Origin of the sequence: Streptomyces sp. NPDC002054 (assembly GCF_040296685.1) — a bacterium.
Lineage (GTDB): Bacteria > Actinomycetota > Actinomycetes > Streptomycetales > Streptomycetaceae > Streptomyces.
This window is the reverse complement of record NZ_JBEOXT010000027.1, coordinates 1-13805: the sequence shown is the minus strand read 5'-3', so window position 1 is coordinate 13805 and position 13805 is coordinate 1. Positions and strand designations below refer to the sequence as shown.

At 71.9% G+C, this 13805-nt stretch carries 10 protein-coding genes; 6 read left to right on the top strand and 4 right to left on the bottom strand.

Annotated features, from left to right (window positions below):
- The first annotated feature begins 13 nt into the window (after nt 1-13).
- Nucleotides 14-3025 (top strand): bifunctional [glutamine synthetase] adenylyltransferase/[glutamine synthetase]-adenylyl-L-tyrosine phosphorylase, encoded by a 3012-nt coding sequence (locus ABT123_RS23775; RefSeq protein WP_351318028.1) that lies wholly within the window; start codon nt 14-16, stop codon nt 3023-3025.
- A gap of 37 nt (nt 3026-3062) precedes the next feature.
- Here the strand turns inward: ABT123_RS23775 and ABT123_RS23770 are convergent, their stop codons facing one another.
- The 4 genes from ABT123_RS23770 to ABT123_RS23755 all read right to left on the bottom strand — a co-directional run bounded on the left by ABT123_RS23770 (nt 3063) and on the right by ABT123_RS23755 (nt 7532).
- Nucleotides 3063-3647, bottom strand: coding sequence for a superoxide dismutase family protein (locus ABT123_RS23770; RefSeq protein WP_351318026.1), 585 nt, complete (start codon nt 3645-3647; stop codon nt 3063-3065).
- A gap of 161 nt (nt 3648-3808) precedes the next feature.
- Nucleotides 3809-4714 (bottom strand): phosphatase PAP2 family protein, encoded by a 906-nt coding sequence (locus ABT123_RS23765; RefSeq protein WP_351318024.1) that lies wholly within the window; start codon nt 4712-4714, stop codon nt 3809-3811.
- Between the two features lie 140 nt (nt 4715-4854).
- Entirely contained in the window at nt 4855-5877 is a 1023-nt protein-coding gene (locus ABT123_RS23760) for a LacI family DNA-binding transcriptional regulator (RefSeq protein ID WP_351318022.1), read from the bottom strand.
- Between the two features lie 26 nt (nt 5878-5903).
- Nucleotides 5904-7532, bottom strand: coding sequence for a glycoside hydrolase family 13 protein (locus tag ABT123_RS23755; protein ID WP_351318020.1), 1629 nt, complete (start codon nt 7530-7532; stop codon nt 5904-5906).
- 159 nt (nt 7533-7691) lie between these two features.
- Between ABT123_RS23755 and ABT123_RS23750 the strand changes: the two genes are divergently transcribed.
- The 5 genes from ABT123_RS23750 (at nt 7692) to ABT123_RS23730 (ending at nt 13643) form a co-directional block, all read left to right on the top strand.
- Nucleotides 7692-8966, top strand: coding sequence for an extracellular solute-binding protein (locus ABT123_RS23750; RefSeq protein ID WP_351318018.1), 1275 nt, complete (start codon nt 7692-7694; stop codon nt 8964-8966).
- Between the two features lie 7 nt (nt 8967-8973).
- Nucleotides 8974-9969, top strand: a complete 996-nt coding sequence (locus ABT123_RS23745; protein ID WP_351318016.1) for a carbohydrate ABC transporter permease — start codon at nt 8974-8976, stop codon at nt 9967-9969.
- 2 nt (nt 9970-9971) lie between these two features.
- Nucleotides 9972-10862 (top strand): sugar ABC transporter permease, encoded by an 891-nt coding sequence (locus tag ABT123_RS23740; protein ID WP_351318014.1) that lies wholly within the window; start codon nt 9972-9974, stop codon nt 10860-10862.
- A gap of 118 nt (nt 10863-10980) precedes the next feature.
- On the top strand, nt 10981-12618 hold the full coding sequence (locus tag ABT123_RS23735) for a glycoside hydrolase family 13 protein (protein ID WP_351318012.1): 1638 nt from the start codon (nt 10981-10983) through the stop codon (nt 12616-12618).
- A complete protein-coding gene (locus ABT123_RS23730) occupies nt 12606-13643 on the top strand; it encodes a LacI family DNA-binding transcriptional regulator (RefSeq protein ID WP_351318010.1) in 1038 nt (345 codons plus the stop codon). The genes ABT123_RS23735 and ABT123_RS23730 overlap by 13 nt, the downstream gene beginning before the upstream one ends.
- Nucleotides 13644-13805 lie beyond the last annotated feature (162 nt).

Here is a 13805-nt window from a genome sequence, read left to right as displayed (position 1 = left end):
GAGGCAGAGCGGGATGACGGTCCCCGGACGCAGGAGCAGCACCTTCATCCGGCTGCTGCGCAGCGGGTTCACGGACCCCTCGGCCGCCGCCCGGCTGCTGGACTCCGACGCGCTGGCCGCCGTACGCACCGATCCGGTGCTCCTCGACGCGCTCGGCGTGACCGCCGACCCGGACCTCGCCCTCCTCGGTCTGGTACGGCTGGCCGAGGCGCAGAGCGAGGCGGAACGGCCCGCCCTGCTGTCGACGCTGATCAGCGCCAAGCCGCTGCGGGACCGGCTGCTCGGGGTGCTCGGCGCCTCCGAGGCCCTCGGCGACCACCTGGCCCGCCATCCGCAGGACTGGCAGGCCCTGGTCACCTACGAGGCCACCGACCTGCACCCCGGGCTCGCCGAGTTCGAGGCCGGGCTGGCGGAGGCCCACGACCCGGTCGCGCTGCGGATCGCCTACCGCCGCTGCCTGCTGTCCATCGCCGCACGCGACGTCTGCGGCACCACCGACGTCGCCCAGACCGCCGCCGAGCTCGCCGACCTGGCCACCGCCACCCTCCGCGCCGCGCTGCGGATCGCCTCCGCCGCCGCCCCCGAGGACGCCGCCCTGTGCCGGCTCGCGGTCATCGCCATGGGCAAGTGTGGGGGCAACGAGCTCAACTACGTCTCCGACGTGGACGTGATCTTCGTCGGGGACGCCACGAGGGACGCCACGAAGGACGCCGCGAACGGGGCCGACGAGGGCAAGGCCCTGCAGGCCGCCACCCGGCTGGCCTCCCACCTGATGCGGATCTGCTCCGAGACCACGGTCGAAGGGACCATCTGGCCGGTCGACGCGAACCTCCGCCCCGAGGGCAGAAACGGTCCGCTGGTCCGCACCCTCGCCTCACACCTCGCCTACTACCAGCGCTGGGCCAAGACCTGGGAGTTCCAGGCCCTGCTCAAGGCCCGGGCGGTGGCCGGCGACGAGGAGCTCGGGGACGCCTACATCGAGGCCATAACGCCCATGGTGTGGCAGGCCGCCGAGCGCGAGAACTTCGTCGCCGACGTACAGAAGATGCGCCGCCGCGTGGTCGACAACATTCCCGCCGCCCAGGTCGACCGCGAGCTGAAGCTCGGCCCCGGCGGCCTGCGCGACGTCGAGTTCGCCGTGCAGCTGCTCCAGCTCGTGCACGGCCGCAGCGACCCCGCCCTCCGCTCCGGGACCACCCTCGACGCCCTGCACGCCCTCGCCGCCGGCGGGTACGTCGGCCGCGCCGACGCCGCCCAGCTCGGCGACGCGTACCGGTTCCTGCGCGCCATGGAACACCGCATCCAGCTCTACCGGCTGCGCCGCACCCACCTCGTCCCGGAGGACGAGGCCGACCTGCGCCGCCTCGGCCGCTCCATGGGCCTGCGCACCGAACCCGTCGTCGAGCTCAACAAGGCCTGGCGGCGGCACGCCTCGGTGGTCCGGCGGCTGCACGAGAAGCTGTTCTACCGGCCCCTGCTCGACGCCGTCGCCCAGCTCGCCCCCGGCGAGACCCGGCTCTCCCCGCAGGCGGCCGGCCAGCGCCTGGAGGCCCTCGGGTACGCCGATCCGGCCGCCGCCCTGCGCCACCTGGAGGCCCTCGCCTCCGGTGTCACCCGCAAGGCCGCCATCCAGCGCACCCTGCTGCCCGTCCTGCTGGGCTGGTTCGCCGACTCCGCCGACCCGGACGCCGGCCTGCTGAACTTCCGGAAGGTCTCCGACGCCCTCGGCAAGACCCCCTGGTACCTGCGGCTCCTCAGGGACGAGGGCGCGGCGGCCGAGAACCTGGCCCGGGTGCTGTCCGCCGGCCGGCTCGCCCCCGACCTGCTGATGCGCGCCCCGGAGGCGGTGGCCCTGCTCGGCGACCCCGAGGGCCTGGCACCGCGTACCCACGAGGCCCTGGAGCAGGAGGTGCTGGCCGCGGTCGGCCGGGCCGAGAACGCCGAGGCCGCCGTCGTCGCCGTCCGCGGGGTCCGCCGGCGCGAACTCTTCCGCACCGCCGCCGCCGACATCATCGGCTCGTACGGTACGGAGGACCTGCCCGCCGAGGAGGACCCCGGCGCCCTGGTCGACCGGGTCGGCGACGCCGTGTCCGACCTCACCGCCGCCACCGTCGGCGGCGCCCTGCGCGCCGCCGTCGGCGGCCACTGGGGCGAAACCCTCCCCACCCGGTTCGCGGTGATCGGGGTGGGCCGGTTCGGCGGCCACGAACTCGGCTACGGCTCCGACGCCGACGTCCTCTTCGTCCACGAACCCCGCGAGGGCGTCGACGAACAGGAGGCCGCCAAGGCCGCCCAGACCGTCATCGCCGAAATGCGCCGGCTGCTCCAGCTGCCCACCGCCGACCCGCCGCTTCTGATCGACGCCGATCTGCGGCCGGAGGGGCGCAGCGGCCCGCTGGTCCGCACGCTCTCGTCCTACGCCGCCTACTACAAGCGCTGGTCCCTGGTCTGGGAGAGCCAGGCCCTGCTGCGTGCCGAGCCGGTGGCCGGCGACGAGGAGCTCGGCCGCCGCTTCACCGAGCTGATCGACCCGCTGCGCTACCCGATGGAAGGGCTGGGCGAGGACGCCGTACGGGAGATCAGGCGGCTCAAGGCCCGGATGGAAGCGGAACGCCTGCCGCGCGGCGCCGACCCGACCCTGCACACCAAGCTCGGCCGGGGCGGCCTGAGCGACGTCGAGTGGACGGTGCAGCTCATGCAGCTGCGCCACGGCTGGGCCGAACCGGGGCTGCGGACCACCCGCACCCGCCAGGCCCTGGCCGCCGCACAGGCGGCCGGCCTGATCCCCACCGAGGAGGCGCAGATCCTGGACGAGGCCTGGGTACTGGCCACCCGGGTCCGCAACGCGGTGATGCTGGTCCGCGGCCGGGCCGGCGACACCTTCCCGTCCGAGGCCCGCGAACTGGCGGCGGTCGGCCGCTACCTCGGCTACGGCGAGGGCCGGGTCGGCGAAATGCTGGACGACTACCGCCGCATCACCCGCCGCGCCCGCGCGGTGGTGGACGACCTCTTCTACGGCGCCTGACCGGGCCTGACCGGGCCCGGCCCGGCGCCGTGTTCGGTCAGAAGGGGACCGTCAGGCAGCCGTGGCGGGCTCCGGCCGTGCCGGCCTTGCCCGTCGGGCCGGTCATCGTGTGGTGGTCGTGGATGATCACGGAGCCGGGGCGCCGGTCGTCCGGGAAGCGCCAGTCGACGACCGCGCGGGCGGTGGCGTTGCCGTGGGCGTCGGTGGTGAAGTCGAGCCAGATCTCGTTGGCCGCGTTGGCGTACGCGGGGTCCGTCGACGGCTGGACCGGGTCCTGCGCGTGCTGGAAGTGCCCGCCCGCGGCGGTCGGGTCCGTCGCGCCGCAGGCCGCCTTGTGGGCATGGGCGCCGTACGCGCGGTTCGGTACGAGGCCCCAGACGCGCAGCTTCACCACCGTCCTGCCGTCCTTGCCGTGGGCCCGGACACGGGCGGCGCCGTCCGGTGGCACGAAGGTCGCGTGGTACGAAAGCAGCGGCTGCCGACCGGTGTCGACCCGGCCGGACCTGCCGTCCGTGGTCGATCCGGTGGTCGATCCCATGGCCAGTGGTGCGGCCGGGCCGGCGAGCAGGGCGGCGGTGAGGCCGCCGGTCGCGAGAATGCGGCGAGTGCGGCGTGTGTTCATGGGGTTCCCTCTCGAACGGGGCTCGGGCCGGAGCCGTCCGGCCCCTGGCAGCCCCCGGTCCACCACCCTGCCCCATGCCGGCGCCACCGGCGCGTGGGCCGCGCAAACGGGTGACCCCGCCGCGATCACTGCCGTCGGCCCGTCGCTCCGCCCCGCCGTGCTCAGCTGGAGCTAAAGCGTGTCTTCAGGTAGGCCATGGCCGGGTGCGGGCTGTCGTCCTGGGGGAGTTGGGGGAGGCGGTGCGGGAGGGAGCCGTACCAGGCGTACGTGACCGCGTAGCCGAAGGCCAGGCAGATCATCCCGCCGACCGCGTCCAGCCAGAAGTGGTTGGCGGTGGCCACGATCACCACCAGGGTGGCCATCGGGTACAGCAGACCCAGGATCCGGGCCCAGGGCGCGGAGGCGATGGCGAAGATCGTCAGCCCGCACCAGAGCGACCAGCCTATGTGCATCGAGGGCATGGCCGCGTACTGGTTCGACATGTTCTTGAGGTTGCCGGAGGCCATCGAGCCCCAGGTGTGGTGGACCAGCACGGTGTCGATGAAGTTCTGGCCGTTCATCAGCCGGGGCGGGGCCAGCGGGTACAGGTAATAGCCGACCAACGCCACACCAGTGGTGGCAAACAGGACGAATCGGGTGGCGGCGTACCGGCCCGGGTGCCGGCGGTAGATCCACACCAGCACGCCGATGGTCACCACGAAGTGCAGCGTGGCGTAGTAGTAGTTCATGCCCACGATCAGCCAGGTGACCGAGTCCACGGCGTGGTTGACCGATTCCTCAAAGGCGAGGCCGAGCGAGCGCTCGACGCTCCAGATCCAGTCGGCGTTCCGCAGCGCGGCGGCCTTCTGTTCGGGCACGGCGTTGCGGATCAGCGAGTAGGTCCAGTAGCTCACCGCGATGAGCAGGATCTCGAACCAGATCCGCGGCCTGCGCGGAGTCCGCAGCCGTTCCAGCAGCGCACCGCGTCCGCTGCCCGGTCGGCTGCTCTCGGCGGTCGCACTGTCGGGCAGGCTGGGCGACGAGAGGTCCGTCCGGGTTACCAGTGTCTTCACGCTCGATTCACCCATGAGGACAGAGTCTGCCAGATGGCTCGCCGACTCCGATCATCCCTCGGTACGGTCTTGACCGCTCCGGGATACGCCCTGTGGAGGACTTCGAATCCGATTGGCACCCCACCCGCACCTTCCCCCTCACCACTACCCTCGCTTCACCCGCGGCCCGGCCCGGAAGCCGTGGAGCCGCGCACCACGAGTTCCGGCATGAAGACGAACTCGCTGTGCGGGGCCGGGGTGCCGCCGATCTCCTCCAGCAAAGTCCGGACCGCCGCCTGCCCCATGGCCTGGACCGGCTGCCGGATCGTGGTCAGCGGCGGATCGGTGAACGCTATGAGAGGGGAGTCGTCGAAGCCGACCACCGAGACGTCCTGGGGGACCCGGAGGCCCTGCTGCCGGGCGGCCCTGATCGCGCCGAGCGCCATCATGTCGCTCGCGCAGACGATCGCGGTGCAGCCCCGGCCGATGAGCGCGGTGGCGGCGGCCTGCCCGCCCTCCAGGCTGTAGAGGGAGTGCTGGATCAGCTCCTCCGCCTCCGCCTCGGTCCGGCCGAGCCGTTCCTGTACGGCGGCCAGGAAGCCCTCGATCTTGCGGAGCACCGGCACAAATCGCTTGGGGCCGACGGCCAGCCCGATCCGGGTGTGGCCCAGGGCGGTGAGATGGGTCACTGCGAGGTGCATGGCGGCCCGGTCGTCGGGGGAGACGAAGGGGGCCTGCACCTTGTCGGAGAAGCCGTTGATGAGGACGTACGGCACGCCCTGCCCGCGCAGTTGGTCGTAGCGGGTCATATCGGCGGTGGTGTCGGCGTGCAGTCCGGAGACGAAGATGATGCCGGAGACCCCGCGGTCGACGAGCATCTCGGTGAGCTCGTCCTCGGTGGAGCCGCCGGGGGTCTGGGTGGCGAGCACCGGGGTGTAGCCCTGCCGGGTCAGCGCCTGCCCGATGACCTGGGCGAGGGCCGGGAAGATGGGGTTGTCGAGCTCGGGGGTTATCAGCCCGACGAGGCCGGCGCTGCGCTGGCGCAGCCGGACCGGCCGCTCGTACCCGAGGACGTCGAGGGCGGCCAGCACTGATTCGCGGGTGCCCGCGGCCACACCGGGCTTGCCGTTGAGCACCCGGCTGACGGTGGCTTCGCTGACCCCCGCCTGAGCTGCGATGTCGGCAAGCCGCGCGGTCATGGGACTGGACCTTACCGGTCGCCCGTTCAGGATGCCCACCACGTGCACGAATCCGGCGGCAGCAGCACGGTACGGGCACCCGGCTCGACGGGCGTGCTGGAGAGGACCGGCCGACCCGGGGCGGGCAGTTCGACCGGGTTCGGGAGGGTGTTCACGGTGCAGGTGAACCCGGGCCGGGTGAAGACGAGCACCCCGTCGGGTGCGGGCGACCAGCGCAGCGGTCCGGCGTCCGGGGAGCCGAGGCCGGGCAGGGCCCGGCGGAGCTCGAGCGCGGCCCGGTACAGCTCCAGCGTGGAGTGCGGGTCCCCGGTCTGCGCGGCGACGGTCAGGCCGGCCCAGTCGCCGGGCTGGGGGAGCCAGCTGCCGCCGGGCCCGAATCCGTACGGCGGCTCGGTACCGGACCAGGGCAGCGGCACCCGGCAGCCGTCGCGGAGGCCGTCCTGGCCGGCGGTGCGCAGGTAGGCGGGGTCCCGGCGGGCCTCGTCGGGCAGGTCCTCCACCTCGGGCAGGCCGAGCTCCTCGCCCTGGTAGAGGTACGCCGAGCCGGGCAGCGCCAGCATCAGCAGGGCGGCGGCCCGGGCCCGGCGCAGGGTGCCGTAGCGGGTGCGGTGGCGGACCACGTCGTGGTTGGACAGCACCCAGGTGGTGGGCGCGCCCACGGCATCGGTCGCGGCCATCGACTCGTCGATCACCGTGCGGATGGCGGCGGCCTCCCAGGGGCACTTCAGGAACCGGAAGTTGAAGGCCTGGTGCATCTCGTCGGGGCGGACATAGAGAGCTAGCCGCTCCGAGGTCGGGGCCCAGGCCTCGGCGACCCCGATCCGCTGGTCCCCGTAGCTGTCGAGGAGGGTGCGCCAGGAGCGGTGGATCTCGTGGACCTCCTCTTGGTCGAAGAAGGGGAGCGGCTGGCTGCCGATCAGGGTGGCCTGCTCGGCGGCGCCCACATCGGGCAGGCCGGTGGCCTTGACCATGCCGTGGGCCACGTCGATCCGGAAGCCGTCGACCCCGAGATCCAGCCAGAAGCGCAGTACGGAGGCGAACTCCTCGGCGACCGCCGGATGGTTCCAGTTGAGGTCGGGCTGCTCGGGGGCGAAGAGGTGCAGGTACCAGTCGCCGTCGGGGACCCGAGTCCAGGCCGGGCCGCCGAATACCGATTCCCAGTCGTTGGGGGGCTCGGCCCCGTCCGGGCCGCGGCCGGGGCGGAAGTGGTACCGGTCCCGGTGGGCCGGTCCGGCGAGCGCCTGCCGGAACCAGGCGTGCCGGTCGGAGGTGTGGTTGGGGACCACGTCCACGATCACCTTGAGGCCGAGGGCGTGGGCGGCCCGGACCAGGTCGTCGGCGTCCGCGAGGTCGCCGAAGAGGGGGTCGACGGCCCGGTAGTCGGCGACGTCGTAGCCGCCGTCGGCCTGCGGGGAGACATAGAACGGGGTGAGCCAGACGGCGTCCACACCCAGCCGGGCCAGGTGCGGCAGCCGCTCGCGGATCCCGCGCAGGTCCCCGATCCCGTCGCCGTTGCTGTCCGCGAAGGAGCGGACGTACACCTGGTAGATGACGGCTTCGCGCCACCAGCCGCCGCTTGCGGTGGCGTTGCCGGAGGCCGCCTTTGCAAGGCTGGAAGGGCTTGCAAGGCCGCGGTCGGTGAGCTCCTGGGTCATACCGGGTCAACGCCGGGAGCACCGTCCGGACACGCGGATGTAACAATCGCCTCCGCTTGCAGAAAATTGCCGCAAGGTCTTTCGGTCTTCTTTCAGCCTTGTTACGTTCCTGGCAACTCGGGACCGCGCGGCGCGGCCGGGATCATCGAAGGAGTTCATATGCGGCGTGGCATAGCGGCCACCGCGCTGGTCGCGGCCCTGGCGCTCGCGGCGACGGCTTGCGGCGGTGACGACAAGGACGCGGGTGGCGACACGAAGGCGGGCGGGGAGCTTTCGGGCACCGTCACCTGGTGGGACACCTCGGGCGACGCCGAGAAGGCGACCTTCCAGAAGATCGCCGAGGCGTTCACGGCCAAGCACCCCAAGGTCACCGTCAAGTACGTCAACGTGCCGTACGGCGACGCCCAGAACAAGGTCAAGAACGCCTTCAGCAGCGGCTCCTCCGCACCCGACGTGATCCGCGCCGACGTCGGCTGGGTCGCCGACTTCGCCTCGCTCGGCTACCTCGACGAGGTGCCGGCCGAGACCGCGAAGAAGGTCGACGCCGAGTTCCTGAAGCAGGCGGCGGCCAGCGGCAAGTACGAGGGCAAGACCTACGCGGTCCCGCAGGTCATCGACACCCTCGGCCTCTTCTACAACAAGAAGATGCTCGCCGACGCCGGGGTCCAGCCCCCGAAGACCCTGGAGGAGCTGAAGACCGCGGCTGCCGCGATCAAGGCCAAGACCGGCAAGACCGGCCTCTACCTCCGCGGCGACGACTCCTACTGGGCGCTCCCCTACCTCTACGGTGAGGGCGGCGACATGGTCGACGCCAAGACCAAGACCGTCACCATCGACAACGAGGCCGGCGTCAAGGCCTTCAAGGCCGCCCGCGAGCTGGTCACCTCCGGTGCCGCGACCACCAACGCCACCGACGGCTTCACCAACATGCAGACCGCCTTCAAGACGGGCGAGGTCGCCATGATGGTCAACGGTCCGTGGGCGGTGGCCGACACCTATGCCGGCGAGCAGTTCAAGGACAAGGCCAACCTCGGCGTCGCCGCGGTCCCGGCCGGCTCGGCCGGCCAGGGCGCCCCGCAGGGCGGCCACGACCTCGCCGTCTACGCCGGTTCCAAGAACCGCGCCGCCGCGCACGCCTTCGTCGAGTACCTGACCTCGCAGGAGGTCCAGGTGCAGACGACCAAGGAGCTCAGCCTGCTGCCGACCCGGACCGCCGCCTACGAGCAGCCGGACGTCAAGGGCAACGAGATGGTCACCTTCTTCAAGCCGGCCGTCGACAAGGCCGTCGAGCGCGCCTGGATCCCCGAGAACGGCAGCCTCTTCGAGCCGCTGAAGATCGAGTGGACCAAGGCCGTCACCGGTGCATCGAGCCCGGAGGACGCCGCCAAGTCCGCCGGCACCTCCTTCCGCAAGATCCTCAAGGGCTGGAAGTAACAAGCGAATGGCTGCTGCTGACACCAGCCAGCCGGTGGCGAAGGCCGCGGGTGAGAACCTCACCCGCGGCCGGAGCCGCGGCCGGCTCCGCCGCGCACTCGGCACGCACTGGTACGCCTGGACGATGGTCGCCCCCGTGGTGCTAGTCCTCGGAGTGATCATCGGCTGGCCGCTGGTCCGCGGCATCTACCTGTCGCTGACCGACGCCAACGAGCGCAATGTGGGCCGCACGATCGGCGCCAACCACATCGAGGCCACGTACGAGTTCGTCGGACTCGACAACTACACGGCCGTGCTCGGCGACCCGGTGTTCCTGCAGCGGCTCGTCTGGACGGTGATCTGGACCGTCGCGTGCGTGTCCGTCACCTTCACCCTGGGCCTGGTCCTCGCGAACATGCTCAACCGGAACTTCCGGGGCCGCGGGTTCTACCGGATGGCCCTGATCCTCCCGTGGGCGGTCCCCGGCTTCGTCTCCGTGTTCGCCTGGCGGTTCCTCTTCAACCGCGACAACGGCATCCTCAACAACCTCCTGGAGGGCGGCGGCATCGCCGGCGTGCCCTGGCTGGACGACCCCACCTGGGCCAAGTTCGCGGTCATCACCGTCAACGTCTGGCTCGGCGTCCCCTTCATGATGGTGGCCCTCCTCGGCGGCCTGCAGTCCATTCCCGGCGAGCTCTACGAGGCCGCCGAGATGGACGGCGCGAGCGCCTGGCAGCGGTTCCGGCACATCACCCTGCCCGGCCTGCGGGCCGTCAGCATGACGGTGATCCTGCTCTCCACCATCTGGACCTTCAACATGTTCCCGGTGATCTTCCTGCTCACCCGGGGCGGTCCCGGCGACGCCACCGAGATCCTGGTGACCCAGGCCTTCCGCGAGGCTTTCGTGGAAAGCCCGCGCGATTTCGCCGGCTCGGCCACCTGGGGCGTGCTGATCCTGCTGCTCCTGATGATGTTCGCGCTGGTCTACCGGCGTTCGCTGCGCAAGCAGGGAGAGGTGTGGTGACCATGACCACCGCCGAAACCACCGCCGCCGGAACCACCACACGTACGGTGGGGCGTTCGCCGCGCAAGCGGGGGGAGCGGAGCCCGCTCGCCTCCGTCGGGCTGCACGCCACTCTCGTGGTCGCCTCCGTCGTCGCCGTCTTCCCGGTGCTGTGGGTCCTGCTGACCTCGCTCAAGCCCGCCGACCAGGCGCTGACCACGGACTTCGTCAAGGACACCACCCTCGACAACTACCGCAACCTGGTGGACGACACCCACTTCTTCACCTGGTTCGGCAACTCCGTGCTGGTCGCCGGCATCACCACCGTCCTCGGTGTGTTCATCGCCGCCACCACCGGCTACGCCGTCAGCCGCTTCCGCTTCCCCGGCATGCGCCCGCTGATGTGGACCCTGCTGATCACCCAGATGTTCCCGGTGGCCATCCTCATCGTGCCGCTCTACAACCTGATGGGACAGCTGGGCCTGCTCAATCAGCCGCTCGGCCTGATCATCACGTACCTCACCATCGCGGTGCCGTTCTGCGCCTGGATGATGAAGGGCTTCTTCGACACCATCCCGGTGGAGATCGACGAATCCGGCCGGGTCGACGGGCTCAACCCCTTCGGCACCTTCTGGCGGCTGATCCTGCCGCTGGCCAAGCCGGGCCTCGCGGTCACCGGCTTCTACTCCTTCATCACCGCCTGGGGCGAGGTCGCCTACGCCTCCGCCTTCATGGTCGGCGAGGAGAACCTCACCCTGGCCGGCGGACTCCAGACCTTCGTCACCCAGTACACCTCCAACTGGGGTGCGATGACCGCCGCCTCGGTGCTCATTGCCATCCCAGCGGCGGTCTTCTTCGTCTTCGCACAGCGCCACCTGGTCGCCGGCATGACGGCCGGCGCCACCAAGGGCTGACCCGCCCGAACGCGCTGGCCCCCGCCGGCCCCCGCTCGCCCGACGTACGTATCCGTCCCAGCACGGCGCCGCCCCCGACCACGGCGGCGCCGTCCCACCCCGAAACCTCAGGGATGACATGACCCAGCACCTCGCTGCCCCCGCCGCACCGACCACCGGCACGCACACGGGATGGTGGAGAGACGCGGTGATCTACCAGGTGTACCCGCGCAGCTTCGCCGACAGCAACGGCGACGGCATGGGTGATCTCGAGGGCGTGCGCAGCAGACTTCCCTACCTCAAGGAGCTCGGGGTCGACGCCGTCTGGCTCAGCCCGTTCTACGCCTCCCCGCAGGCCGACGCGGGCTACGACGTCGCCGACTACCGGGCCATCGACCCCATGTTCGGCACCCTGCACGACGCCGACGCGCTGATCCGTGAGGCCCACGACCTGGGCCTGCGCATCATCGTGGACCTGGTGCCCAACCACTGCTCGGACCAGCACGAATGGTTCAAGCAGGCGCTGCGCGAGGGCGCCGGCTCCCGGCTGCGCGAGCGCTTCCACTTCCGCCCCGGCCGCGGCGAGAACGGCGAACTGCCGCCCAACGACTGGGAGTCCATCTTCGGCGGCCCCGCCTGGACCCGCGTCGCGGACGGAGAGTGGTACCTGCACCTCTTCGCGCCCGAGCAGCCCGACTTCAACTGGGAGCACCCGGCCGTCCAGGACGAGTTCCGCTCGATCCTGCGCTTCTGGCTCGACCTGGGCGCCGACGGCTTCCGGGTCGATGTGGCCCACGGCCTGGTCAAGGCCCCCGGCCTGCCCGACATCGGCGGCAAGGACCAGCTCAAGCTGCTCGGCAACGACGTTATGCCGTTCTTCGACCAGGACGGCGTCCACGAGATCTACCGCTCCTGGCGCCGGATCCTCGACGAGTACGAGGGCGGGCGCGTCCTGGTCGCCGAGGCCTGGACCCCGACCGTCGAACGCACGGCCCGGTATGTGCGCCCCGACGAGATGCACCAGGCCTTCAACTTCCAGTACCTGACCGCCGACTGGGACGCGGCCTCGCTGCGCGAGGTCATCGACGGCTCGCTGGCCGCGATGCGCCCCGTCGGCGCCCCCACCACCTGGGTGCTGTCCAACCACGACGTCACCCGGCACGCCACCCGGTTCGCCAACCCCGCCGGGCTCGGCACCCAGCTGCGCGAGCAGGGCGACCGCGAGCTGGGGCTGCGGCGGGCCCGGGCGGCGACGCTGCTGATGCTCGGGCTGCCCGGTTCGGCGTACGTCTACCAGGGCGAGGAGCTGGGCCTCCCCGATGTGACCGACCTGCCCGACGAGGTGCGCCAGGACCCGTCGTTCTTCCGCGCGGCGGGCCAGGACGGCTTCCGCGACGGCTGCCGGGTCCCGATCCCGTGGTCGGGTACGGAGGCCCCGTACGGCTTCGGCACCGGCGGCAGCTGGCTCCCGCAGCCGGACTCCTGGGCGGAGCTCAGCGTCGAGGCGCAGACCGGAGACCCTGCCTCCACCCTGGAGCTGTACCGGGCGGCGCTGCGGCTGCGCCGGGAGCACGCGGACCTGGGCGCGGGCGAGGCGGTCGAGTGGCTGGACGCGCCCGAGGGCGTGCTCGCGTTCCGGCGCGGCGGCTTCGTCTGCACCGCGAACACCACCGGTGCGCCGGTACAGATACCCGTGCCCGGCACGGTCCTGCTGGCCAGCGCCCCGCCCGCGGACGGGGTGCTCGCGGCCGACAGCACGGTGTGGTGGCAGGTGTGACCTCACCGTTGAGGCTGACGGACATCGCCGCGCACGCCCAGGTCAGCGAGGCGACGGTCAGCCGCGTCCTCAACGGCAAGGCGGGCGTGGCGGCCGGCACCCGGCACAAGGTGCTGGCCGCCATGGACCTGCTCGGCTACGAGCGCCCGGTCCGGCTGCGGCGCCGCAGCAACGGCCTGGTGGGCCTGATCATCCCCGAGCTCACCAACCCGATCTTCCCGGCCTTTGCGCAGGTCATCGAGCAGGCGCTGGCCGGACACGGGTACACGCCGGTGCTGTGCACGCAGACGCCGGGCGGGGCCACGGAGGACGAGCTGGTGGAGCAGCTGGAGGAGCGGGGCGTCACCGGCATCGTGTTCCTCTCCGGCCTGCACGCGGATTCGGCCGCCGATCCGTCGCGCTACCAGGGGCTGGTGGCGCGACAGCTCCCGTTCGTCATGATCAACGGCTTCAACGAGCATGTGAACGCGCCGTTCGTGTCGCCGGACGACCGGGCGGCGGCGAGGATGGCGGTACGCCATCTCGCCGACCTGGGCCATGAGCGCATCGGGCTGGCCATCGGCCCGACCCGGTACGTGCCCTCCGCCCGCAAGGCGGAGGGCTTCACCGCCGCCCTGGCCGAACTGGGCCTGCCGTCGGACGGGGCGGACATCCAGCGCACCCTGTTCACGGTCGAGGGCGGCCATGCGGCGGGCGGCGCGCTGCTGGAGGCCGGCTGCACCGGCATCGTGTGCGGCAGCGACCCGATGGCGCTCGGCGTGATCCGGGCGGCGCGGGAGAGGGGGCTGCGGGTGCCGGAGGAGGTCTCGGTGGTCGGCTTCGACGACTCCCCGCTGATCCCGTTCACCGACCCGCCGCTGACGACCGTGCGGCAGCCGGTGCGGGCGATGGCCACGGCGGCGGTGGGGGCGTTGCTGGAGGCGGTCGGGGGGACCCCGGTCCAGCGGACCGAGTTCGTCTTCCAGCCGGAACTTGTCGTACGCGGCTCCACCGCGCAGGCGCCACCCCGCTTGCCGCGGACCTGAAGCTCGGGGCTCCTCCCCGAGACCCGCCAGGCGCCACCCCGCTTGCCGCGGACCTGAAGCTCGGGGCTCCTCCCCGAGACCCGCCAGGCGCCGGGGCCCCGTCACGGGGCCAAGGTCGAGGCGGGCGGCCACCAGGTCGGCGAGAAGGGCTACTTCTACGCC